At 59.7% G+C, this 20,955-nt stretch carries 15 protein-coding genes; 10 read left to right on the top strand and 5 right to left on the bottom strand.

What is annotated here, in order from left to right; translation table 11 throughout:
• Positions 1-182: 182 nt before the first annotated feature.
• From ACT6QH_RS01275 to uvrA, 3 genes are all read right to left on the bottom strand, one after another.
• Positions 183-1,286 carry an AMP-binding enzyme gene (locus ACT6QH_RS01275; RefSeq protein WP_444973002.1) on the bottom strand — a complete coding sequence of 368 codons (1,104 nt, stop codon included), beginning with the start codon at positions 1,284-1,286 and terminating at the stop codon, positions 183-185.
• Positions 1,287-1,295: 9 nt separating this feature from the next.
• Positions 1,296-2,696, bottom strand: coding sequence for a methylenetetrahydrofolate--tRNA-(uracil(54)-C(5))-methyltransferase (FADH(2)-oxidizing) TrmFO (gene trmFO, locus ACT6QH_RS01270; protein WP_444973001.1), 1,401 nt, complete (start codon positions 2,694-2,696; stop codon positions 1,296-1,298).
• 219 nt (positions 2,697-2,915) lie between these two features.
• Positions 2,916-5,927 (bottom strand): excinuclease ABC subunit UvrA, encoded by a 3,012-nt coding sequence (uvrA, locus tag ACT6QH_RS01265; protein WP_444973000.1) that lies wholly within the window; start codon positions 5,925-5,927, stop codon positions 2,916-2,918.
• Between the two features lie 430 nt (positions 5,928-6,357).
• Here uvrA and ssb point away from each other — a divergent pair, with 430 nt between their 5' ends.
• The 6 genes from ssb (at position 6,358) to ACT6QH_RS01235 (ending at position 13,882) form a co-directional block, all read left to right on the top strand.
• On the top strand, positions 6,358-6,903 hold the full coding sequence (ssb, locus tag ACT6QH_RS01260) for a single-stranded DNA-binding protein (protein ID WP_444972999.1): 546 nt from the start codon (positions 6,358-6,360) through the stop codon (positions 6,901-6,903).
• 142 nt (positions 6,904-7,045) lie between these two features.
• Positions 7,046-9,787, top strand: a complete 2,742-nt coding sequence (gyrA, locus tag ACT6QH_RS01255) for a DNA gyrase subunit A (protein ID WP_444973005.1) — start codon at positions 7,046-7,048, stop codon at positions 9,785-9,787.
• Between the two features lie 71 nt (positions 9,788-9,858).
• Positions 9,859-10,929, top strand: a complete 1,071-nt coding sequence (locus ACT6QH_RS01250; RefSeq protein WP_444972998.1) for an NAD(P)H-dependent flavin oxidoreductase — start codon at positions 9,859-9,861, stop codon at positions 10,927-10,929.
• A 298-nt stretch (positions 10,930-11,227) separates the two neighbouring features.
• The gene (locus ACT6QH_RS01245; protein WP_444972997.1) at positions 11,228-11,626 is read left to right on the top strand and encodes a c-type cytochrome; all 399 of its coding nucleotides are present in this window, start codon (positions 11,228-11,230) and stop codon (positions 11,624-11,626) included.
• 154 nt (positions 11,627-11,780) lie between these two features.
• Complete coding sequence (locus ACT6QH_RS01240; protein ID WP_444972996.1) at positions 11,781-12,515, top strand: 16S rRNA (uracil(1498)-N(3))-methyltransferase; 735 nt, start codon at positions 11,781-11,783, stop codon at positions 12,513-12,515.
• A 242-nt stretch (positions 12,516-12,757) separates the two neighbouring features.
• Positions 12,758-13,882 (top strand): carboxylate-amine ligase, encoded by a 1,125-nt coding sequence (locus tag ACT6QH_RS01235; protein ID WP_444972995.1) that lies wholly within the window; start codon positions 12,758-12,760, stop codon positions 13,880-13,882.
• A gap of 75 nt (positions 13,883-13,957) precedes the next feature.
• On the opposite strand, the gene ACT6QH_RS01230 is transcribed toward ACT6QH_RS01235, so the two are convergent.
• On the bottom strand, positions 13,958-14,803 hold the full coding sequence (locus ACT6QH_RS01230) for a fumarylacetoacetate hydrolase family protein (RefSeq protein WP_444972994.1): 846 nt from the start codon (positions 14,801-14,803) through the stop codon (positions 13,958-13,960).
• A gap of 278 nt (positions 14,804-15,081) precedes the next feature.
• Between ACT6QH_RS01230 and ACT6QH_RS01225 the strand changes: the two genes are divergently transcribed.
• The 3 genes from ACT6QH_RS01225 (at position 15,082) to ACT6QH_RS01215 (ending at position 18,520) form a co-directional block, all read left to right on the top strand.
• Positions 15,082-15,960 (top strand): UDP-2,3-diacylglucosamine diphosphatase, encoded by an 879-nt coding sequence (locus ACT6QH_RS01225; RefSeq protein ID WP_444972993.1) that lies wholly within the window; start codon positions 15,082-15,084, stop codon positions 15,958-15,960.
• The gene (locus ACT6QH_RS01220) at positions 15,960-17,036 is read left to right on the top strand and encodes a glycosyltransferase family 4 protein (protein ID WP_444972992.1); all 1,077 of its coding nucleotides are present in this window, start codon (positions 15,960-15,962) and stop codon (positions 17,034-17,036) included. Before ACT6QH_RS01225 ends, ACT6QH_RS01220 begins: the two co-directional genes overlap by 1 nt.
• A 236-nt stretch (positions 17,037-17,272) precedes the next feature.
• Positions 17,273-18,520 carry an MFS transporter gene (locus ACT6QH_RS01215; RefSeq protein WP_444972991.1) on the top strand — a complete coding sequence of 416 codons (1,248 nt, stop codon included), beginning with the start codon at positions 17,273-17,275 and terminating at the stop codon, positions 18,518-18,520.
• Positions 18,521-18,526: 6 nt separating this feature from the next.
• Here ACT6QH_RS01215 and dgcA read toward each other — a convergent pair whose 3' ends face one another.
• Complete coding sequence (dgcA, locus tag ACT6QH_RS01210) at positions 18,527-19,531, bottom strand: N-acetyl-D-Glu racemase DgcA (RefSeq protein ID WP_444972990.1); 1,005 nt, start codon at positions 19,529-19,531, stop codon at positions 18,527-18,529.
• A gap of 297 nt (positions 19,532-19,828) precedes the next feature.
• On the opposite strand from dgcA, the gene ACT6QH_RS01205 reads away from it, so the two are divergent.
• Positions 19,829-20,953: an MlaE family lipid ABC transporter permease subunit gene (locus ACT6QH_RS01205; RefSeq protein ID WP_444972989.1), complete on the top strand. Its 1,125-nt coding sequence runs from the start codon at positions 19,829-19,831 to the stop codon at positions 20,951-20,953.
• Positions 20,954-20,955: the final 2 nt, after the last annotated feature.

The following is a 20,955-nucleotide window of genomic DNA, read 5'->3' as shown; positions in this document are numbered from 1 at the left end:
GCCGCATAGCCGCATAGCCGCATAGCCGCATAGCCGCATAGCCGCATAGCCGCATAGCCGCATAGCCGCATAGCCGCATAGCCGCATAGCCGCATAGCCGCATAGCCGCATAGCCGCATAGCCGCATAGCCGCATATGTGTATACTGATATGGCTTTTATATTGTAGGCGTGTATATGCGCCCTAGGTGCGCGTAATCCGGTCTGTCAGATTCCGGCGATGACGCGCGATCTCTGTCACCAGTGCCAGGGTGGCGTCGGAGCCGGAGAGATCGCGCAGCATTTCAATCTGATTACGGGCGATCAGAAGCAGCAGATCATCTCTCACCTCTCCATTGTCATTCCGTGGAAGGGCGGTGACAATTTGCAGATGATCCAGATAAGGTCTGTCTGGCAGAGCATTCGCGAGATGGCTGCGCAGCGCCTCTTCAGTCGGGCTTGCCCCTGGCTTGGGGGCGACGAATGCGTAGAGCCCAACTTTCCCGCCCAGTGTCTGGAAGTCCGCCATATGTGCGTCGGCAACATCCGGGTGGGTCTTCAATGCTTCAATGATGCGGGGGCCGAGCTGCGTCACACGGGGGCCGCGCCCTTCCGTGTCCGAATATGATAGCAGGCGACGGGTCACAAACCGATAGACTTTCTTGCCTGTTGCCATCCATGTGCGCGTGAGAATGCTCTTCTTCGCGAGCATGGCCTTTTCGCGAGGGGTCAGCTCGTCGGGGCAATAGGTGCGCTTGTGCTTGAGCAGGTGGCGCAGGTCCTCATAGGCCAGCACGCGCCCCAGCTTCCAGCGACGGCTGATAGGCAAGGCAAGCTGAAAATCCATCAGCCAGGCTTCGCCATCCGCACCGCGCAGCCAGTTCTGCTGCTTGGCCAGATCATTGTGGACATAGCCGCTGCGATGCAGAGTGTGGAGCGCTTGCCGGGCGGAATGAAAGAAGTGGCTGTCGCCCGTCGGCCGGGCAATTTGCAATGGCACGCCTTCAATCCAGCCGCGTACCAGAAAGCGATGGCCCACCGCCAAGAGGGGGGTGGTGACCCCGGTTTGGGTGACTCGCTCCAGCGCTTGCACTTCAAATGCGGCCAGTCGGCGCGCCAGAAGCGTGAGCCAGGGCGAGACCTCATTCCAGCGACGGCGTACAGCTGGCCATTGCTGGCCATCACCATCTGTCCATGTACCGCGCTCCACCACGGAAAATACATCGCGCTTCAACACCGTATCGACGGTGAAGCGAGACGGGTCGGCATTATATTCGATGGGCGGAACAGTTTGGACGATACGGGCCATGATGGTCTCTTAAGCCGCAGTTGTGTTCGTGTCGAGCCACGGCTCGATGTCGGCAAGGGCGCGTGCTGCCATTGCCTTCTTGCGGGCCAGGGCCTTCTCACTGCCCCGCAAGCGCTTGCCGCCTTCCCCGCGCGGCGCTTCGCTGAGCGGAGGGAACAGGCCAAAATTTATATTCATGGGCTGGAAGGAGCGCGGGCCGCTCTCTTCGCTTTCAATATGGCCACCGGTAATGTGTCCCAGCAGCGCGCCCAGCGCTGTAGTTTCCGGCGGTGAGGTGAGGGTTTCTCCGTGTCGCTCAGCTGCGGCGAAACGGCCTGCCATCAGGCCTACGGCCGCGCTTTCCACATAGCCCTCACAGCCTGTGATCTGCCCGGCAAAACGCAGGCGCTGATCTGCTTTCAGTCGCAATTGCGGGTCCAGCAGGCGGGGTGAGTTGAGGTAAGTGTTGCGATGCAAGCCGCCCAAACGGGCAAATTCCGCATTCTCCAGCCCTGGAATAGTGCGGAAGATGCGCACCTGCTCGGCATGGCGCAGCTTGGTCTGGAAGCCGACCATATTATAAAGCGTGCCCAACTTGTTATCTTGCCGCAACTGGACAATGGCGTAGGCTTTCACGTCCGGCGCGTGAGGGTTAGTGAGGCCAACGGGCTTCATGGGGCCGAAGCGCAAAGTCTCGCGACCGCGTTCCGCCATCACCTCAATGGGCAGGCAGCCGTCAAAATAGGGTGTTTTTGCCTCAAAATCTCGCAACGGAACCTTTTCACCCTCAAGCAGTGCATCAATGAATGCATGATATTGGGCTTCATCCATGGGGCAGTTGATATAATCCGCCCCGGTTCCATCCGGGCTGCTCTTGTCGTAGCGGGACTGGAACCACGCCTTGTCCATATTGATGCTGTCAAAATGCACGATAGGCGCAATGGCATCGAAGAAAGCGAGAGCACTTTCTTCGGTGAGGTCCAGAACGGCCTCTGCCAGTGCCGGAGCCGTAAGAGGCCCGGTTGAAATGATGACATTATCCCATTCGGCCGGGGGCAGGGTGGTGATTTCCTCCCGTACGATGGTGACAAGTGGGTGATTTTCCAGTGTTGCTGTCACGGCCTGGGAGAAGGCTTCGCGATCTACGGCAAGCGCGCCGCCCGCAGGCACGCGATGTGCATCGGCCAGACGCATGATGAGGGAGTCCGCCTTGCGCATTTCGGCGTGGAGCACGCCTACGGCATTGCCCTGCGCATCATCCGAGCGGAAGGAGTTGGAGCACACCAGTTCGGCAAAGCCTTCGCCCTGATGGGCCTCGGTGGTGCGCACCGGGCGCATTTCGTGCAGAACCACCGGCACACCCTGGCGCACGAGCTGCCAGCAGGCTTCAGAGCCGGCAAGGCCAGCGCCAATAATGTGAACCGGGTTCATAGACACCCTCCTGTGGGGGCAAAATGGTGGAGAAGGCATGGGCCTTCGCTTCTCGGCCCTCTTATATGAAGATTCGAAGAAATTCTCGCCTGTGCTCTTTTGGTGCAGGCTCTATCCCCGCTCTTGTATCGGGCGCCACTGCACCAGGCCAAGGGATTCGTGGCCTGGCCGGCATTTGGTGGCCGTGAGCCAAAGGCCGGGCAGGGTTTGAGGCAGAAACTACTGGGAGGCCGGAGAGGTCGCCTTCTTCCGTCGCCCTCGAGGTTTCGGGCGAGGCGCTTCTTCGGCCGCTTCGATTTCAGGCTGGGCAGGAACTGCGGGCACGGGGCGGCGTGCCAGCACCTCAGCCAGATGGTGGCCGGTATGCGAGCGCGGATTTGCGGCCACCTCTTCCGGCGTGCCTGTGGCGACAATCTCACCGCCGCCATCGCCGCCTTCAGGGCCCAGATCGATCACCCAATCTGCTGTCTTGATGACATCGAGATTATGTTCGATCACCACCACCGTGTTGCCCTGTTCCACCAGTTCGTGGAGCACTTCAAGCAGCTTCTTCACATCATGGAAGTGCAGGCCCGTGGTCGGCTCATCCAGAATATAGAGGGTGCGCCCGGTGGCGCGGCGGGAGAGTTCCTTGGAGAGCTTGACGCGCTGGGCCTCGCCACCGGAAAGCGTGGTGGCCTGCTGGCCCACCTTGACATAATCCAGCCCGACCCGACGCAGCGTCTCCAGCTTTTCGCGCACGGAAGGTACAGCCTTGAAGAAGCTGGCACCTTCCTCCACCGTCATGTCGAGTACATCGGCGATGGACTTGTTCTTGAATGTGACTTCCAGCGTTTCGCGATTATAGCGTTTGCCCTTGCAGACATCGCAGGTGACATACACATCCGGCAGGAAGTGCATCTCGATCTTTATGACGCCATCACCCTGGCAGGCCTCACAGCGTCCCCCCTTCACATTGAAGGAGAAGCGCCCCGGCCCATAGCCGCGCGCCTTGGCCTCCGGCAGGCCGGCGAACCATTCACGGATGGGCGTGAAGGCACCCGTATATGTCGCGGGATTGGAGCGGGGTGTGCGCCCGATGGGGGACTGGTCGATATCAATGACCTTGTCGAGGTGTTCCAGTCCCTCAAGTTTGTCGTGGGGGGCGGGGGCATCATTCGCCCCGTTCAGGCGGCGGGCCACGGCCTTGTAAATGGTATCCAGCAGCAGGGTGGATTTGCCGCCGCCGGAAACGCCGGTAATGGCGGTGAACAGGCCCAGCGGAATTTCGGCGGTGACATTCTTGAGGTTGTTGCCGCGCGCGCCCACCAGCTTCAGCATGCGTCGCTCATCCGGCTTGCGTCGTGCCGGTACGCCGACGGAAAGTTCCCCGGTGAGATAGCGCCCCGTCAGCGAGGCAGGGTTGGCCAGAATATCCTTCGGCGTACCCTGCGCGACGATACGTCCGCCGTGGATTCCGGCGCCGGGGCCGACATCCACCACATAATCTGCGGCGAGAATTGCATCCTCGTCATGCTCGACCACAATGACCGTATTGCCGAGATCTCGCAGATGCTTCAGTGTTTCCAGCAGGCGTGTATTGTCGCGCTGATGCAGGCCGATGGAGGGCTCGTCCAGCACATAGAGCACGCCCGTCAGACCGGAGCCGATTTGTGAGGCGAGGCGGATGCGTTGGCTTTCGCCACCGGAAAGTGTGCCGGAGGCGCGCGCCAGTGTCAGATATTCCAGCCCCACATCCAGCAGAAAGACCAGTCGCTCGCGGATCTCCTTGAGAATGCGGGTCGCAATCTCGTTATGCTTGTCGCTCAGATGCTGGGGAAGATCCTCGAACCAGCGGGCGGCATTTCTGACGGAGAGCGCACCTGCTTCCCCAATATGGAAACCGTTGATCTTGACGGCGAGCGCCTCCGGCTTCAGGCGGAACCCGCCGCAAGCCTTGCAGGGCACGGTGGAGAAATATTTAGAGATTTCCTCCCGCGCCCAATCGCTCTCCGTTTCCCTCCAGCGCCGGTCAAGATTGCGCACGACGCCTTCAAAGGTCTTCTCGGTTTCATAGGCGCGCGCGCCGTCGTGATAGGCAAAGAGGATCTTCTCTTTGCCCGAGCCATAAAGCAACACGTCACGCGCCTGTTCCGGCAGGTCGCACCAGGGCACATTCAGTTTGAAATCATAATGCTTCGCCAGCGCATCCAGCGTTTGCCCGTAATAGGGTGAGGTGGATTTCGCCCAGGGTGCAATCGCGCCCTGTCGCAAGGTGCGCATCCTGTCCGGCACAACAAGATCTGGATCTATGGTCTGTTCCACGCCCAGCCCGTCACAGGCCGGGCAGGCACCGAACGGATTATTGAAGGAGAACAGGCGCGGTTCGATCTCCGCAATGGTGAAGCCGGAAACCGGGCAGGCGAATTTCTCTGAAAAGACAAGGCGACGCGGAGCGCCCTTTTCATCTGTTTCATTGGCAAACTCGGTGACGGCAATGCCATCAGCCAGCGCCAGAGCTGTTTCAAAGCTGTCCGCGAGGCGTTGGGTCAGGTCCGGCCGTACAACGATGCGGTCTACCACCACATCAATGTCATGCTTGAATTTTTTGTCCAGCGCCGGGGCGTCGGCAATTTCATGGAAAGCTCCGTCAATCTTGACGCGCTGGAAGCCTTTTTTCATCCATTCGGCCAGTTCCTTGCGATACTCGCCCTTGCGGCCACGCACCACGGGGGCCAGCAGATACAGGCGGGTGCCCTCTGGCAGGGCCAGAACCCGATCCACCATCTGGGATACGGTCTGGCTTTCAATTGGCAGGCCGGTTGCGGGTGAATAGGGCACACCTACACGGGCCCAGAGCAGGCGCATGTAATCGTAGATTTCCGTCACCGTACCGACGGTGGAGCGCGGGTTCTTGGAAGTGGTCTTCTGCTCAATGGAGATGGCCGGGGAGAGGCCGTCAATCTGGTCTACATCCGGCTTCTGCATCATTTCCAGAAACTGGCGGGCATAGGCCGAAAGGCTTTCGACATAACGTCTCTGACCTTCGGCATAGATGGTGTCGAAGGCGAGAGAGCTTTTGCCTGAGCCGGAAAGGCCGGTAAACACCACCAGGCTGTCGCGCGGAACCTCAAGATCCACATTCTTCAGATTGTGCTCGCGCGCGCCACGAATGGAGAGGGTGCGCGCATCTCGCTTGCTGGAGGATGCGGGCAGGGGCAAATTCCGTGAGGGCGTATCGTGATCCGGCATGAAAATCTCAATGGCGGCCGCATGAACCGGGGCAGGCTGGCCTGTCCGACGCGCGTGAAAAGATGCTGAAGAGCGGCTGCTGCCACTTCACTCTAATGAGGGAGGGGTTGTGAAAATTTCAAGGGGCGGGGCTGCATGTCGGGGTGGAAAGCATGGTGAGAGACTCAACTGGCGTGGGCGAGTATGGCGAGAACATATGGCGAACTTCAGCCTTGTGCGAGTCAAAAAACCATGCTTTTGATGATGCGCGCCGCTTGCATGATGCTGTTGCTCCAATTAGAACGAAATGGAAACATATAGTCGGGGCTGGAGGGGTGTCGCCTTGTGCGCAGGCTTTGCGGTGGATAACGCGCTTTGCCTCTCGCGTGCTGTGGTGGGCCCGCTAGGGTGCTGACCCGCTTGAAACCGAAAAATGAATGGAGGCCCGCCCATGGCCGGCAGCGTCAATAAGGTGATCCTGATCGGCAATCTGGGTCGTGACCCGGAGGTTCGCAGTTTTCAGAATGGTGGGCGTGTGTGCAATCTCAGTGTCGCCACGTCTGAAAGCTGGAAGGATAAGGCCACCGGGGAGTGGCGTGACCGCACGGAATGGCATCGTGTGGTGGTCTTCAATGAAAACATGATTGGTCGGGCCGAGCGGTCTTTGCGCAAGGGTTCCAAGGTTTATATCGAAGGACAGCTCGAAACCCGCAAGTTCGAGCGTGATGGCCGGGAGCAATATACGACCGAGGTTGTGCTGCGCCCTTATCGTGGCGAATTGACCCTGCTGGATAGCCGTGGTGGCGGTGAAGGCGGCGGTGATGATTATGGCGGGGGCTCCGATTTCGGCTCTTCCGGCTCGATGGGCGGGGGCTTCTCTGAAGGTGGTTCTGGTGGCGGATATGGCGGCGGCGGCCGTCGTGGTGGCGGAAGTTCGGGTGGCAGCTCTGGCGGCGGTCGCCCGGTGAATGATCTGGACGATGAAATTCCGTTCTGATTGCGAAAGGCACAGGGCGATGGTTCGCTCTGTGCGCCGTTCTTGCACCCGTCTTGCGGCTCACATGGCTTTGTGCGCATGAATCGGCTAATAGATCGCAACTTCGATATTAGGTGAGTGCTGACTCTTGGCTGAATCCGAGATGCCGGGTTCCGGCGGCAATCCGTCTTTTGATATCCGGCCTGTTTCCATTACGGAGGAGCTGTCACGCTCCTACCTCGATTATGCCATGAGCGTGATCGTCGCGCGCGCCCTGCCGGATGTGCGTGATGGTCTCAAGCCGGTGCATCGCCGCATCCTGTTCTCCATGCACGAGAATGGGTATGAGTGGAACAAGTCCTATCGCAAGTCGGCCCGCGTGGTCGGTGATGTGATTGGTAAATATCACCCCCATGGCGATCAGTCGGTTTATGATGCCTTGGTGCGCATGGCGCAGACATTCGCCATGCGCGTACCGCTGGTGGATGGTCAGGGCAATTTCGGTTCGGTGGATGGCGATCAGGCTGCGGCCATGCGCTATACCGAGGTGCGCCTTGAGAAAGTGACCAATGCCCTGCTCGACGATCTCGATAAGGAGACCGTCGATTTTCAGGACAACTACGATAATTCTGAACGGGAGCCATCCGTTCTTCCCGCCAAGGTGCCGAACCTTCTGGTAAATGGCGCTGGCGGCATTGCCGTGGGTATGGCGACAAATATTCCGCCGCATAATCTCGGCGAGGTGGTGGATGCAACCGTAGCGCTGCTGGATGATCCGACCTTGGAGCCGGAAGCGCTGCTGGATCATCTCCCCGGCCCGGATTTTCCCACCGGCGGCCTCATTCTGGGGCGCACCGGCATTCGGCAGGCCTACATGACCGGCCGGGGCTCCGTCCTCATGCGGGCCCGTGTGGCCATCGAAAATATCCGCAAGGATCGTGAAGCCCTGATCGTCACCGAAATTCCCTATCAGGTGAATAAGGCGACGATGATCGAGAAAATTGCCGAGCTGGTGCGGGATAAACGCATTGAGGGCATTTCTGAGATCCGCGACGAGAGCGATCGCGATGGCATGCGGGTGGTGATCGAAATCAAGCGCGACGCTCAGGCAGATGTCGTGCTGAACAATCTTTACCGCCAGACTCTGCTGCAAACCTCATTCGGCGTGAATATGGTTGCCCTCTCCGGGGGCAAGCCTGGTCTCCTCAATCTGCATGATGTGCTGACGGCCTTCATCGCCTTCCGTGAGGAAGTGGTCAGCCGGCGGACGAAATATCTGCTGCGCAAGGCGCGCGACAGGGCGCACGTGTTGGTGGGGCTGGCCATCGCAGTGGCCAATATTGATGAGGTGATCCACCTCATCCGCACGGCGCCGGATCCAGCTAGCGCCCGCGAGGCTTTGATGTCACGCGATTGGCCGGCGCGGGACATGGCTCCGCTGATCGCATTGATTGCTGATCCGCGACATATGTTGCGCGAAGATGGCACCTATCGCCTGTCTCTGGAGCAGGCGCGCGCCATTCTGGAACTGCGCCTCCAGCGCCTGACAGCTCTTGGCCGTGATGAAATCGCCGATGAGCTGGAAAAGCTGGCCGTTGAGATTGCTGATTATCTTGACATTCTGGCCAGCCGTCCGCGTATGCGCGGCATTATCCGCGATGAGCTTCTGTCCATTCGTGATGAGTTTGGCTCCCCGCGTCGTACGGAAATTGTCGAAGGCTTCGGCGATCTGGATGACGAGGATTTGATCCAGCGTGAGGAAATGGTGGTGACCGTTTCTCACGCTGGTTATGTCAAGCGTGTGCCCTTATCCACGTATCGGGCGCAACGGCGCGGCGGCAAGGGGCGCTCGGCCATGCAGACGCGCGACGAGGATTTCGTCACGAGGCTGTTCGTGGCTTCCACCCATGCGCCGGTTCTGTTCTTTTCCTCCAAGGGGCAGGTGTACAAGCTGAAGGTGTGGCGTCTGCCGCTGGCCGCGCCTCAGGCGCGGGGCAAGGCGCTGGTGAACATTCTGCCGCTGGCGCAGGATGAGCACATTACATCCGTCGTGCTTCTGCCTGAGAAGGGGGAAGAGGATGAAGCCGCGCAGATCATGTTTGCGTCCACATCCGGCACGGTGCGGCGCAATTCGCTGTCCGATTTCGCGCAGGTGAACCGGAACGGCAAGATCGCCATGAAGCTCAATGCGGGCGAGGCTATTGCCGATGTGGCGCTGTGTCATGAAAATGATGATGTGCTGCTGACCACGGCAAAGGGGGCCTGCATTCGCTTCCAGGCCACGGATGTTCGTCTCTTCAAGGGGCGTGACAGCATGGGTGTGCGCGGCATTCGGCTGGATGATGATGACCGCCTGATCTCCATGGCTATCATCCGCCATGTGGAGGCCACGGCTGACGAACGCATGGCCTATATCAAGATGCGCCGTGCCTTGCAGGGTGAAACTGCGGATGCCGTGGAGATGGATGCCGATGAGGATGTGACAGGCGGCAGCCATCTGGGGCAGGACCGTTATGTGGAGATGAGCGAGGCGGAACAGTTCATCCTCACCGTTTCCGAAAATGGCTATGGCAAGCGCTCGTCTTCGTATGAGTATCGTGTCACCGGGCGTGGGGGTAAGGGCATCACCGCCATGGCCGTGAATGATCGGAACGGACCGCTGGTGGCCTCATTCCCGGTTGAAGAGCACGACCAGATCATGCTTGTGACGGATGGTGGGCAACTGATCCGCTGCCCGATTGACGGCATCCGTATTGTTGGCCGTGCGAGCCAGGGGGTGATCGTGTTCGATACCGCTGAGGGTGAGCGGGTGGTATCGGTGGAGCATATCAGCGAAGAAGCTGGTGGTGAGGATGAGGACGCCGGTGATGATGCCGGGGCCTCTGAAGGTGCGCCGGAAGCGTAATCTGCGCGAGGGCCTGATCTCGTAAAACGTCGCGCGTCTTGGTGCATGGCTTGCTGATGGGGAGTGATTTCATGACGACTTTTCTGAAGCGTCTGGGTATGCGCTGCCCTGTCATTCAGGCTCCGATGGCTGGCACGTCCACGCCGGCCCTTGCTCTTGAGGTCATGAAGGCGGGCGGGCTTGGCTCTATCGCTCTGGGAGCGGTGAATGCTGAAGCTGGCCGCAAGCTGATCCGGGAGATGAAGAGCGGAACGGATAAGCCTTTCAATGTAAACCTGTTCTGCCATGCGCCTGCGGAACGAGATGCTGCACGGGAAGCCCGGTGGCTTGAGGCGCTTGCGCCCCGGTTTCAGGTCTTCGGTGCTGAGCCTCCTGTGGAGCTGAACGAGATCTATCGCAGCTTTGTTGAAGATGATGCCATGGCGGATATGCTCGAGGAGGAGCGTCCGGCCATTGTGAGTTTTCATTTCGGCTTGCCAAAAGCTGAGCAGATTGCGCGGTTCAAGGCGGCGGGGACGTTTCTGATAGCCAGCGCAACCTGTGTGGAGGAAGCACATGCGGCCGTTGCGGCCGGCATGGATGCGGTTGTCGCGCAAGGCTATGAGGCTGGAGGGCACAGAGGCATTTTCGATCCGGCGACAGGTGATGAAAAACTGCCGACGTTCACTCTGGTGCAGCTTCTGGTCCGAGCTTTGAACGTACCTGTTATCGCAGCGGGGGGTATCATGACAGGGCGCGGAATCGCTGCGTGTCTTGATCTGGGGGCCGCCGCTGTACAGATGGGCACGGCCTTTATTGCCTGTCCGGAAAGTGCCGCAGACCCAGCCCATCGCAGCGCTGTGTTGGGGGCTCGTGCGGGCCATACGCTGGTCACGGATACTATTTCTGGCCGTCCGGCCCGTTGCATCGTGAATGAGTTTACGGCGTTGGGGCAGGATCTGGCCGGGCAAGGTCAATGCCCAGCCTCGTATCCGGTGGCTTATGATGCGGGCAAGGCCCTGAATATGGCGGCGAAAGCGGCGGGAAACACGGGTTATGGCGCGCAATGGGCCGGACAGGGAGCTCCTTTGGCGCGGGCCTTGCCAGCATTGGAGTTGGTTGAGCTTCTGATGCGTGAATATGAGGCGGCCCGCGGGGGCTGATGCTTTTCAAACCTGTATTTCTGCCAGTGGAGTGATAGCCGACAGCTTTTCCATGCAGCTGATGCAGCTGTGAAAAAGCTGACGCATCAACATAGGCAGGTGAGCTGGCGTTGCCTCGCCTTGAGCGTTTCAGGGTGTGAGATCTTTGAAGGTAGGTCTCATGGTCGCAGCTCCCTGTTTGCACTTTTGAAATATGATAATGAAACGGCGATGTTCACCTGCTTTTGGCAGGAATGTTCTGCTTGTGAATAACAAGAGGCGCGCATTCATCCCAAATGTGTGCCGCAGGGAGAATTTGATGCGTCTGGTTTCTCTTGTTCTGGCTGCTGCGGCCACCATTGCCGCCACTTCAGCCTTCGCTGAGCCCAGTGCCAAGCGTGGGGAAAAGGTTTTCAAGAAATGCATGGCTTGCCACATGATTGGCACCAAAGCCAAGCCGCGGGTTGGTCCGCCTCTGAATGGTATTGTGGGGGCGAAATGGGCGCATTTCGAGGGGTTCAAATATTCCAAGGATATTCAGAAGGGCGCGGCCGCCGGGAATATCTGGGATGTGGAAACTCTGAATAATTATCTGACCAACCCCAAGGTGCTGGCGCCGAAAGGCAAGATGGCCTTTGCCGGAATCAAGAAAGACGATCAGCGGGCGGATCTGATTGCGTTTCTCTCGCAGTTCGATGCGGATGGAAACAAGAAGTAGTTCGCTTCTCTCTCCATCCTGAAAATCTTGTGATGATGCGGCGCGCACTCTTCTGGATGCGCGCCGCAAGCATTTGTGCATCATCATGTGCCGCAGGGGCTTGTTTCTGCGCGTGTCTCGTGGTGAGAGGCCGAAACGGAAAGGATTTAGCCCCATGCCTGCTGATTATGATTTTCGTGCCCAGCGCCTTCATGTGCCTCAGGATCTTGCCGCTGGAGCAGAGATCGTGTTGCCGGCAGAGCAGGCGCATTATGTGCTGCATGTTATTCGCCTGCCCGTGGATGGCGCCATTTTGTTGTTCAATGGCCGGGATGGGGAATGGCGAGCCGTGCGGCAGGCGGGTGGCAAGCGCGAGGCGCGTTTTGTGGTGGAAGAACAGGTGCGCCCTCAGCCGCCAGCACCAACCCGCGAATATGCCTTCGCGCCACTCAAACATGCCCGGCTGGATTATATGGTTCAGAAAGCCGTGGAGATGGGCGCAGGTGTGCTGACCCCGGTGCTGACCCGTTACACGCAGGTTTCCCGCATCAATCTGGAACGAATGGCTGCGAATGCGGTGGAAGCCGCTGAACAATGTGGCCTTCTGACTTTGCCGGTTATCAACGCGCCGCGCCCTCTTCAGTCCTGGCTTGCAGAGTTGCCCGCCACGCACAATCTGGTGTTTTGCGATGAAGGGGCCAAGGAGGCTGATCCCATTCTGGCGCTTCGGGCAGCACCTGCTGGCCCGGTGAGTGTGCTGATCGGACCGGAGGGGGGCTTTTCGCCGGAAGAGCGGACCATGCTTGCCCCTCGCGCGATCACCCTTTCTCTGGGGCCGCGCATTTTAAGGGCGGATACGGCAGCCGTGGCGGCGCTGGCATTGGTAGAGGCCGCAGGCTGTCAAAAATAGGAGCGGAAATTTTCATCGGATCACAATAATTACAATATAAGTGTTCGTTGAATTTCTTATTGCGGAGCAGATATTGGCATTGTGCATCGCATTTGTGCATCGCGATAAGTCTTTGTTTGTATAGAGTATTGAAAAATAAGGGGAGCTGCGCCGTATTTTTGTCTGATTTTCGGTCTGTCTGTTGCGCGCATCGGGGCTTATGTTCACGCGCCAATGGCATTTCTTCAGAAAATGGGGGGCAAATGACGCAGCACTACCAATTCGGTATCGAGGAGGAGTTCTTCGTCATTGATGTCGGCTCCAAGGCGATGCAAAAACGCATTCCTGCTGGTTTTCATGAGGAGCTGGGGGAGAGGCTGGGCTCTGCCGCGCGGCATGGCGGGTTGCAATGGCGCGTGGGGACGGTCTCTGCATTCGGGACGTCCATGAGGGAGGCGCAGGACGAATTGCGCCATCTGCGCCGATCAGTCGGGCAGGTGGGGGCGCAGCATGGGCTGGGCCTCATGGCGGCGGGTACGCATCCTACCGCCAGCTGGGAGGATGGACGCGGCGGAAAGGGTGACAAGAAGCTGAAAGCCGCCATGGCCGATATGCGGGCATCGGCCCCGCGCAGCATGGTGTGCAGCCTGCATGTGCATGTGGCGTTGCCGGATCCAGACATGCGGGTGGATGTGATGCGCCGGATCGTGCCTTACATTCCTCATTTCATTGCACTGTCCACCTCTTCACCCTTTTGGGGGGCACGGCAAACAGGGGTGATGGGCTATCGCCTGGCCGCACATGATGATGTGCCGCGTACTGGCCTGCCGGAGATGTTCGAGAATAATGCCGCTTATGAGCGGTATGTGGATGCGCTGGCTTCTGCGCGCATGATGGATGCTTCAGGCTATGTGTGGTGGGTCGTGCGCCCCGCTCTGGATGCGCCCTGGCTGGAGTTGCGTGCGCCGGACAGTTGCACCCGGCTGGAAGATGCGGTGGCGATTGCAGCTCTTTATCGTGCGCTGGTGCGATTTTTGGTGCGAAACCCGCATCATAATGCGCGGGCTGATAGTGTTGACCATGCCATTGCCGCTGAGAATAAGTGGCGCGCCCAACGTTATGGGGTGCATGGGTCTTTTGTGGATCTGGCCCAGCGCCGTGCCATTTCGGTGCGTGATGCTGTGGAGGGCGTGCTGAACCTGGTTTCGGATGACGCCGCCGATCTGGGATGTCTGGATGAAATGTCGGGCGTGCGTGCCATTGTGGAACAGGGCACCAGCGCGGATATGCAATTGGCTGTGTTTCAGGAAGCGCAGCACCGCATGGGCAACAAGAAAGATGCGTTGAAGGCGGTGAAGCACTGGCTTGCGCAAACCACGCTGCACTGAGACCCTCTCATCATGGCATGAGAAATGGCGCGGATCACACCATCCGCGCCATTGGTTTTTGAAATCGGCGATCCGTCAGGCGCAGGCTATGACGGTTTGTTGCTGCACGCCCAGCCCATCAACGCCCAGCCGCATCACATCTCCTGCTTTCAGGAAGCGGGGTGGGCGGTGGCCCAGCCCCACGCCGGGCGGAGTGCCAGTGGTGATGATATCGCCCGGATCCAGCGCCATGAACTGGCTGATATAGTGGATCAGATAGGGGATGCGGAAAATCATGGTGGCGGTAGAGCCATTTTGCACCCGCTCGCCATTGACTTCCAGCCACATGGAGAGCGCATCCGTTTCGCCCAGCTCATCCGGCGTCACCAGCCAGGGGCCGAGGGGGCCGAAATTCTCCTGGCTCTTGCCCTTGGTCCATTGTCCGGTGCGCTCCATCTGGAAGTAGCGTTCCGAAACATCATTGCAGATGAAATAGCCAGCCACATGGGAGGGCGCATCTTTCTCTTCCACATAATGGGCGCGGGTGCCGATCACGAAGGCCAGCTCCACCTCCCAATCCATCTTGCGGCTGCTGCGGGGCATGGGCACATCATCGTGCGGGCCGCAGATGCAGTTGGGGGCCTTGTTGAAAAGCAGGGGCTCCTGAGGAATGGGATTGCCGGTTTCCTTGGCGTGGTCGGCAAAGTTCAGGCCCACAGCCAGAAAGTTGCCGGGGCGGGCCACGCAGGGGCCAAGGCGCACACCTTCGGGCGCCAGAGGCAGGCTGGCGCTGTCATGGGCGGCAATGGTGGCGAGGCTGGCCGGAGAGAGCCATGCCCCTGCAAGATCGGGCACAAGCGCTGAGATATCTCGAATCTGCCCATTGGCGTCCACAAGTCCGGGCTTTTCCTGTCCCTTTTCCCCGAAGCGCACCAGCTTCATGCTTGTTCTCCCATGTTCTTGAGCAGTTTGTGTTTTTTGAAAGCGACAGGGTTTGCGTCGCGCGTCTGTACAGGCTGGCCCGTGGCGCGCTCCGGGTCAATGGTGCGACTGCGAAGGAGGTGCTGCGCTGCATTTCGCGGGTGCGTCATAAAACGGACAGGCGACTCCGGCTAAGTCTGGGCCTGCTTCAGAAGCACATGCTTTCTGTTTCGGGGTGTGGTTCGGGTTGTTTCGGCAGGGGGGCGGAACCTGTCGGCCCGTCAAAAGCAGGATCTGCCATGGATACGCTGGACAAGGCGAAGGCCTCCAACCCTGAGCTGTCTCGTGAAGATGAGACCGAAGGTCGCCCGCACCGATACCGGACACTGTTCCTTTCAGATATCCACCTGGGCACGCGCGGTTGCCAAGCGGATCTGCTGCTGGATTTCCTGAAGCACAATGATGCCGATGTGATCTATCTGGTTGGCGATATCGTTGATGGCTGGCGGTTGAAGTCCTCATGGCACTGGCCACAGAAGCATAATGATGTGGTGCAGAAGCTGCTGCGCAAGGCGCGCAAGGGTGCGCGCATCATTTATCTGCCCGGTAATCACGATGAATTTCTGCGCGATTATTATGGTACCCATTTCGGGGGCATCGAGGTGACAGAAACCGCCATTCATGAGGCGGCGGATGGCAAGCGCTATCTGGTCATCCATGGCGATGTGTTTGATGTGGTGGTGCGCCATGCCCGCTGGCTCGCCTTTCTGGGCGATGGGGCCTACACGACCGCGCTGGCCATCAATACCTATGTGAATCTTGTGCGCCGTCGTCTGGGGCTCACCTACTGGTCTCTCAGCCAGTGGGCGAAGATGAAGGTCAAGAATGCCGTAAACTTCATCGGCAAGTTCGAGGAGGCCGTGGCCGATGAGGCCCGGCGCCGTGAGGTGGATGGTGTGATTTGTGGCCATATCCACCATGCGGTCATTCACGATCGCTTCGGCGTGCGCTATGTCAATTGCGGAGATTGGGTTGAAAGTTGCACCGCCATCGCCGAGCGCGATGACGGGCAGATGGAGATTTTGTGCTGGACACGCCGGATGGAAACTGCGCCAAGCCAAGAGCCGCAGACTTCGACGCAGAAACAGGCCGGGGAAGGGGCAAAGGCGGCCGCGTGATGCGTGTGCTCATTGCCACGGATGCCTGGCATCCACAAATCAATGGTGTGGTGCGCTCGCTGGAATATCTGGCGCAGGAGGCAACCCATCTGGGGGCGGAGGTCGTCTTTCTCACCCCTGAAGGCTTCCGTACGTTCGGCTTGCCCACCTATCAGGAGATCCGCCTCTCGCTTGTCACTCCCGGCATGATCCGGCGGCGGATGGAAGAGCTGGACCCGGATTTCGTCCATATCGCCACGGAAGGGCCAATTGGCCTTCTGGTGCGGCGGGCCTGCATAACCCAGAGACGGACTTTCACCACCTCTTACCATACCAAGTTTCCGGAATATCTTTCCGCCCGCGTGCCGGTGCCGGAGAGGCTGAGCTATGCCTGGCTGCGCTCGTTCCACAATGCGGGCGGCGGGGTCATGGTTTCAACGGCCACGCTGGAGAGGGATCTTGAGGCGCGCGGTTTCCTTCGCCTCATGCGCTGGTCGCGTGGTGTGGATGCAGAGCTGTTCCGCCCCCGTCCCGAGGACGACACGCGGGAGAAGCTGGGTCTGAAGGGACCTGCCTTTCTTTTTGTGGGCCGGGTGGCGGTGGAAAAGAATATCGAGGCTTTCCTCTCGCTGGATCTGCCTGGCTGCAAGGTGGTGGTAGGTGGGGGGCCGGCCTTTGATGATTTGAAGGCTCGTTTCCCGGAAGTGCATTTTCTGGGGTCGAAGGAAGGGGAAGATCTGGCGCGGGTTTATGCGGCCTGTGACGTGTTCTGCTTCCCCAGCCGCACAGATACGTTCGGGATTGTGTTGCTGGAGGCGCTGGCCAGCGGTTTGCCCGTGGCGGCCTATCCGGTGACAGGCCCCATGGATGTGCTGGCCGATGCGACGGAGCCGGTAGGCGTGCTGGATGAAGACCTGCGCGGTGCCTGTCTGCGGGCGTTGGAGTTGTCTCCCGAAGCGGCGCGCCGTTTTGCCTTGCGCTATACGTGGCGGGAGAGCGCAAGACAGTTTTTGGAAAATGTGCTGGTGGCGCATGATATTGGCCCCATCGCCCGGCGTTACTGGCTACGCCGTCGGCGCACGGCCATTGCATCCTGAAGATTTTGCAGGCTGTTGGGGGTAGGTTCTGCTCGCATTCTGGGAGCCGCTGTGCATGGCTGCGTGCCAGATGAGGCATGCCAAATCATGTAGAACATGCTCTATCTCGCGTGAGATACTCAGCGGCCGGATGAGATGCTGCGGAATGGCGCAACATGTCGGCTTGATGCCGGCTCTCGCGGCCATGGCTCAGATGTTCGGTTCAAGTTATCCGCGGTGCGAGGGGAGCAGAAGGCATGTCGCCGCAATCCGGCGCAGGGCAGGATGACAAGGGAGAATCTGGTGCTCTCGCCGTCACTCAGGCCACTTCAGGCAAGTTGATGCGGCATATTCCGCTTTCCGTGGCACTCGCAGCCGCCTTCGCCGCTTTCTATCTGCCTTTGGGCATTCACATGCCCTATTTGTCGCTGTGGCTTCAGTCCCGCGGGTTGGGGCCGGAAGAGATTGGCGTGGCGTTGGCCGTGCCGCTGATTGCACGCCTGTTCGCCACGCCTGTTCTGGGTTTTCTTTCAGATCGATGGGGGCGTCCGCGCGCCTTGCTGATTGCTCTGGCTGCGGCCACATGCCTGAGCACGACAGCGCTGGCGTTGAGCGTGGAGCCGTTGCTCATCTTCATTGTGCTTGGCCTTATGGCCATGAGCTGGAACCCCAGCTTCTCCCTGCTGGATTCCTATTCCGCCAGACAGGCCCGTGCCGGCCGGGCAGATTATGGGCGTTCACGGCAATGGGGGTCCGGCTCTTTCCTGATGGCCAATCTGGTGGGAGGGGCCATCATTACCCTGCTTGGGGCGGGGTCCATCGTGCTGATGATGCTGTTCGGGCATCTGGCCTATCTGGTGAGCTTGTTCACCTTGCCGGAGCTGGAGCGCCCTGCGCCGGTGGCTCATGCCGCGCGGGGTAGCATGAGGAAGGTGTGGTGGCTCGTGGTCGCGGTGCTGGCTATTGCGCTGGTGCAGGCCAGCCACGCTTTGCTTTATGCTTTCGGCTCTCTGCAATGGCGGGCGCAGGGGTTTTCGCTCTCCACCATTGGTGTGCTCTGGGCGGTTGGCGTGGCGGCGGAGATTGTGCTGTTTCGTTTCGGCAGCCGGCTTATCACCAGCATTGGCGCCTTGCCCATGGTGATGATGGGAGGGCTTGCGGCGGTGGTGCGTTTTGGGGCCATGGCGTTTGATCCGCCATTGCTGCTGCTGCTTCCTCTGCAATTGCTGCACGCTTTTACCTTTGGCGCGACCTATCTGGGCATGGTGGAACTGGTTGCGCGCGGCGTTTCGGAGCATCGTTCCGCTTCCGCGCAGTCTCTTGCATCGTGGACTGTGAGCCTGATGATGGGCGCAGCGAGTGTGGTGGCCGGGGTACTGTGGGTGCGTATGGGTTCTTATGCCTTTCTCACATCGGCGGCTCTTGGTGGCCTTGGCATTCTGGTGGCCGGGCTGGCCATGCAAATGCACCGCCGTGCGGCTCCCTTTCACTCTCCGGCAAAATAGGGGCGCTTAGCCCCACAGCGCGGGTTCTGGCGGAAAAACGATGCTCTCTTCATAATGCAGGGCAGGGGAACGATCTTCCGCCAGAAGCAGGGGGCCATCGAGGTCCACCACCTGCGCCCGCTGTGCCACAAGAAGTGCCGGAGCCATGGCCAGTGATGAAGCCAGCATGCAGCCGACCATGCGGGAGAAGCCCAGCCGTTCAGCCTCTTCGGCCAAGGCCAGAGCTTCAGTCAGGCCGCCGGTTTTATCCAGCTTGATGTTGATGGCATCGTAACGGCCCCGCAAGGCGGCAAGGCCGGCACGATCATGTACGCTCTCATCCGCGCAGATGGTGATAGGGTGGGGCATGTGCGCCAGGGCATCATCCGCGCCTGCTGGCAAGGGTTGCTCCACCAGTTCCACACCGGCCTGTGCGCAGGCGGCCAGCATCTGCGGCAAGATGGTGGCGTTCCACCCTTCATTGGCGTCCACGATCAATCGGCTGTTGGGGGCTGCGCAGCGTATGGCGGCGAGCCGTTCCGGGTCTCCCTCCGCGCCCAGTTTCAGCTTTAGAAGCGGGCGATTGGCCGCTGCCGCTGCCTGGGCCATGGCGTCTGCTGTATCCAGGCTGAGCGTATAGGCCGTGGTGAGCGGGCGCATGGGCGTGCAGCCTGCACGTTGCGCCGCAGACATGCCGCTGCGCTTGGCTTCCAGATCCCAGAAGGCGCAATCCAGTGCATTGCGGGCCGCACCCGCAGGCAGGCGCTGTTGCAGGCCGGCTCGATCCAGCCCGGCGGCAATATCGTCCTTCAGGCTGGTGATGAGATCACGCACCCCCTCCACGCTCTCGCCATAGCGTGCATAGGGCACGCATTCGCCTTTGCCAGAGAAGGTGCCATCATACAGTTTTGCCTCGACGACGAGGGCTTCAGTCTTCGAGCCGCGTGCGATGGTGAAGGTGCCCTGAATAGGGAAACGCACCACGCGCACATGAAGCTGGGGTGCTGCGGGGGAAGGTATGGGGGCGGGCATGGAAAAGCCTGTGCGAAAAAAGGATGCCGCTGAAAGCGGGGGCAGAAGTGTGCCACAAATGCACGGGCTACCCAAAAAATGCCCGACAGGCCAAGGCAATGGACCATGACACCACCGCAATGTGGTAAGCGGAGCCTACAGGGCATAGCCTTAACAGATTCGTATATTTGCGGTTTCCATCACAGATACATGGAATGCCGTTGCAGTTCGGGCCTTTGCTGGGCCCGCGCCGGAGCTTGGGGCGATGGCTCGCGGTGAAGGAGGATTTCGGGGGACGTCGAATTGCCGCAAAGTGCAATGATTTCGGTGCAGTCACAGGGGGATCATCTGGCCGTTTCCGGCCATGGCCTGTGGACGGCCGAATGCGCCGACGCCCTTGAACAGGAAGTGGACGCCACGACGGCAGCGCATCCCGTCGGGCAGATTTCCGCTTCTCATATTTCTCTCGATCTTTCCGGCATTGAGCGCATGGATACGTTCGGTGCGGTGCTGCTGGAGCGCCTGATGGGCGCCTGGACGAAAGATGGGCTGGCCCCTGAAGTGGTGGGCTTGTCGCCTCGCCATGCGGTATTGCTGCGTGAGGTGGAGCAGGGAGGCAATCAGCCCCGCCCGCCGGCGCGCCACCGCGAAAAGGGGCTGGAGCTTCTCGGGCACAATATGGTGCGCGTCGCCAAGGATGCGCTAGCCCTGATGAATTTTGTCGGGGCGGTGATGGCTGCGCTGGGGCGCGTCATTATCCGTCCGCGGACATTCCGTTTCACCTCCATGGTGGCGCAGATGGACCGGGTGGGCCTGCGGGCCGTGCCGATCGTATTGCTCATCACTTTTCTTATCGGGGCCATTATCGCCCAGCAGGGCATCTTCCATTTCCGCAGCTTTGGCGCGGATATTTATGTGGTGGATATGGTGGGCGTGCTGGTGCTGCGTGAGCTGGGGGTGCTCATTGTCGCCATCATGCTCGCGGGTCGTTCCGGCAGCGCCTATACGGCAGAGCTTGGCTCCATGCGCATGCGTGAGGAGATGGACGCTTTGCGCGTGATGGGCTTCGATCCCATTGAAGTGCTGGTGGTGCCACGCATTCTCGCCATTGTCATTTCCTTGCCATTGCTGACTTTCATCGGCTCCATGGCTGCTCTTGTGGGTGGCGGGCTGGTGTGCTGGTTCTATGGCGGCATCACACCGGATGTGTTCATGGCCCGCCTGAAAACGGCGATTGACCTCAATCAGTTTGAGGTTGGCATGTACAAGGCCCCCTTCATGGCCGCGACCATTGGCATTGTCGCCTGTCTTGAAGGCATGCGGGTGGGCGGTAGTGCGGAATCCCTCGGCGAGCGCACGACAGCTTCTGTGGTGAAAGCCATCTTCCTCGTCATCGTGATGGATGGCCTGTTCGCCATCTTCTTCGCCGCCGTGAATATGTGAGG

Source organism: Haloleucobacter albus, assembly GCF_052492075.1.
Note: the sequence above shows the minus strand (reverse complement) of the source record. Positions and strands in the feature narration are given on the sequence as shown.

Coding starts and splice junctions, on each gene's coding strand:
- ACT6QH_RS01205 (WP_444972989.1), top strand. CDS start 19,829: ATGATTTCGGTGCAGTCACAGGGGGATCATCTGGCCGTTTCCGGCCAT.
- trmFO (WP_444973001.1), bottom strand. CDS start 2,696: ATGAACCCGGTTCACATTATTGGCGCTGGCCTTGCCGGCTCTGAAGCC.
- ACT6QH_RS01250 (WP_444972998.1), top strand. CDS start 9,859: ATGACGACTTTTCTGAAGCGTCTGGGTATGCGCTGCCCTGTCATTCAG.
- gyrA (WP_444973005.1), top strand. CDS start 7,046: ATGCCGGGTTCCGGCGGCAATCCGTCTTTTGATATCCGGCCTGTTTCC.
- ACT6QH_RS01275 (WP_444973002.1), bottom strand. CDS start 1,286: ATGGCCCGTATCGTCCAAACTGTTCCGCCCATCGAATATAATGCCGAC.
- ACT6QH_RS01230 (WP_444972994.1), bottom strand. CDS start 14,803: ATGAAGCTGGTGCGCTTCGGGGAAAAGGGACAGGAAAAGCCCGGACTT.
- ACT6QH_RS01235 (WP_444972995.1), top strand. CDS start 12,758: ATGACGCAGCACTACCAATTCGGTATCGAGGAGGAGTTCTTCGTCATT.
- uvrA (WP_444973000.1), bottom strand. CDS start 5,927: ATGCCGGATCACGATACGCCCTCACGGAATTTGCCCCTGCCCGCATCC.
- ACT6QH_RS01220 (WP_444972992.1), top strand. CDS start 15,960: ATGCGTGTGCTCATTGCCACGGATGCCTGGCATCCACAAATCAATGGT.
- ACT6QH_RS01245 (WP_444972997.1), top strand. CDS start 11,228: ATGCGTCTGGTTTCTCTTGTTCTGGCTGCTGCGGCCACCATTGCCGCC.
- dgcA (WP_444972990.1), bottom strand. CDS start 19,531: ATGCCCGCCCCCATACCTTCCCCCGCAGCACCCCAGCTTCATGTGCGC.
- ACT6QH_RS01215 (WP_444972991.1), top strand. CDS start 17,273: ATGTCGCCGCAATCCGGCGCAGGGCAGGATGACAAGGGAGAATCTGGT.
- ACT6QH_RS01240 (WP_444972996.1), top strand. CDS start 11,781: ATGCCTGCTGATTATGATTTTCGTGCCCAGCGCCTTCATGTGCCTCAG.
- ssb (WP_444972999.1), top strand. CDS start 6,358: ATGGCCGGCAGCGTCAATAAGGTGATCCTGATCGGCAATCTGGGTCGT.
- ACT6QH_RS01225 (WP_444972993.1), top strand. CDS start 15,082: ATGGATACGCTGGACAAGGCGAAGGCCTCCAACCCTGAGCTGTCTCGT.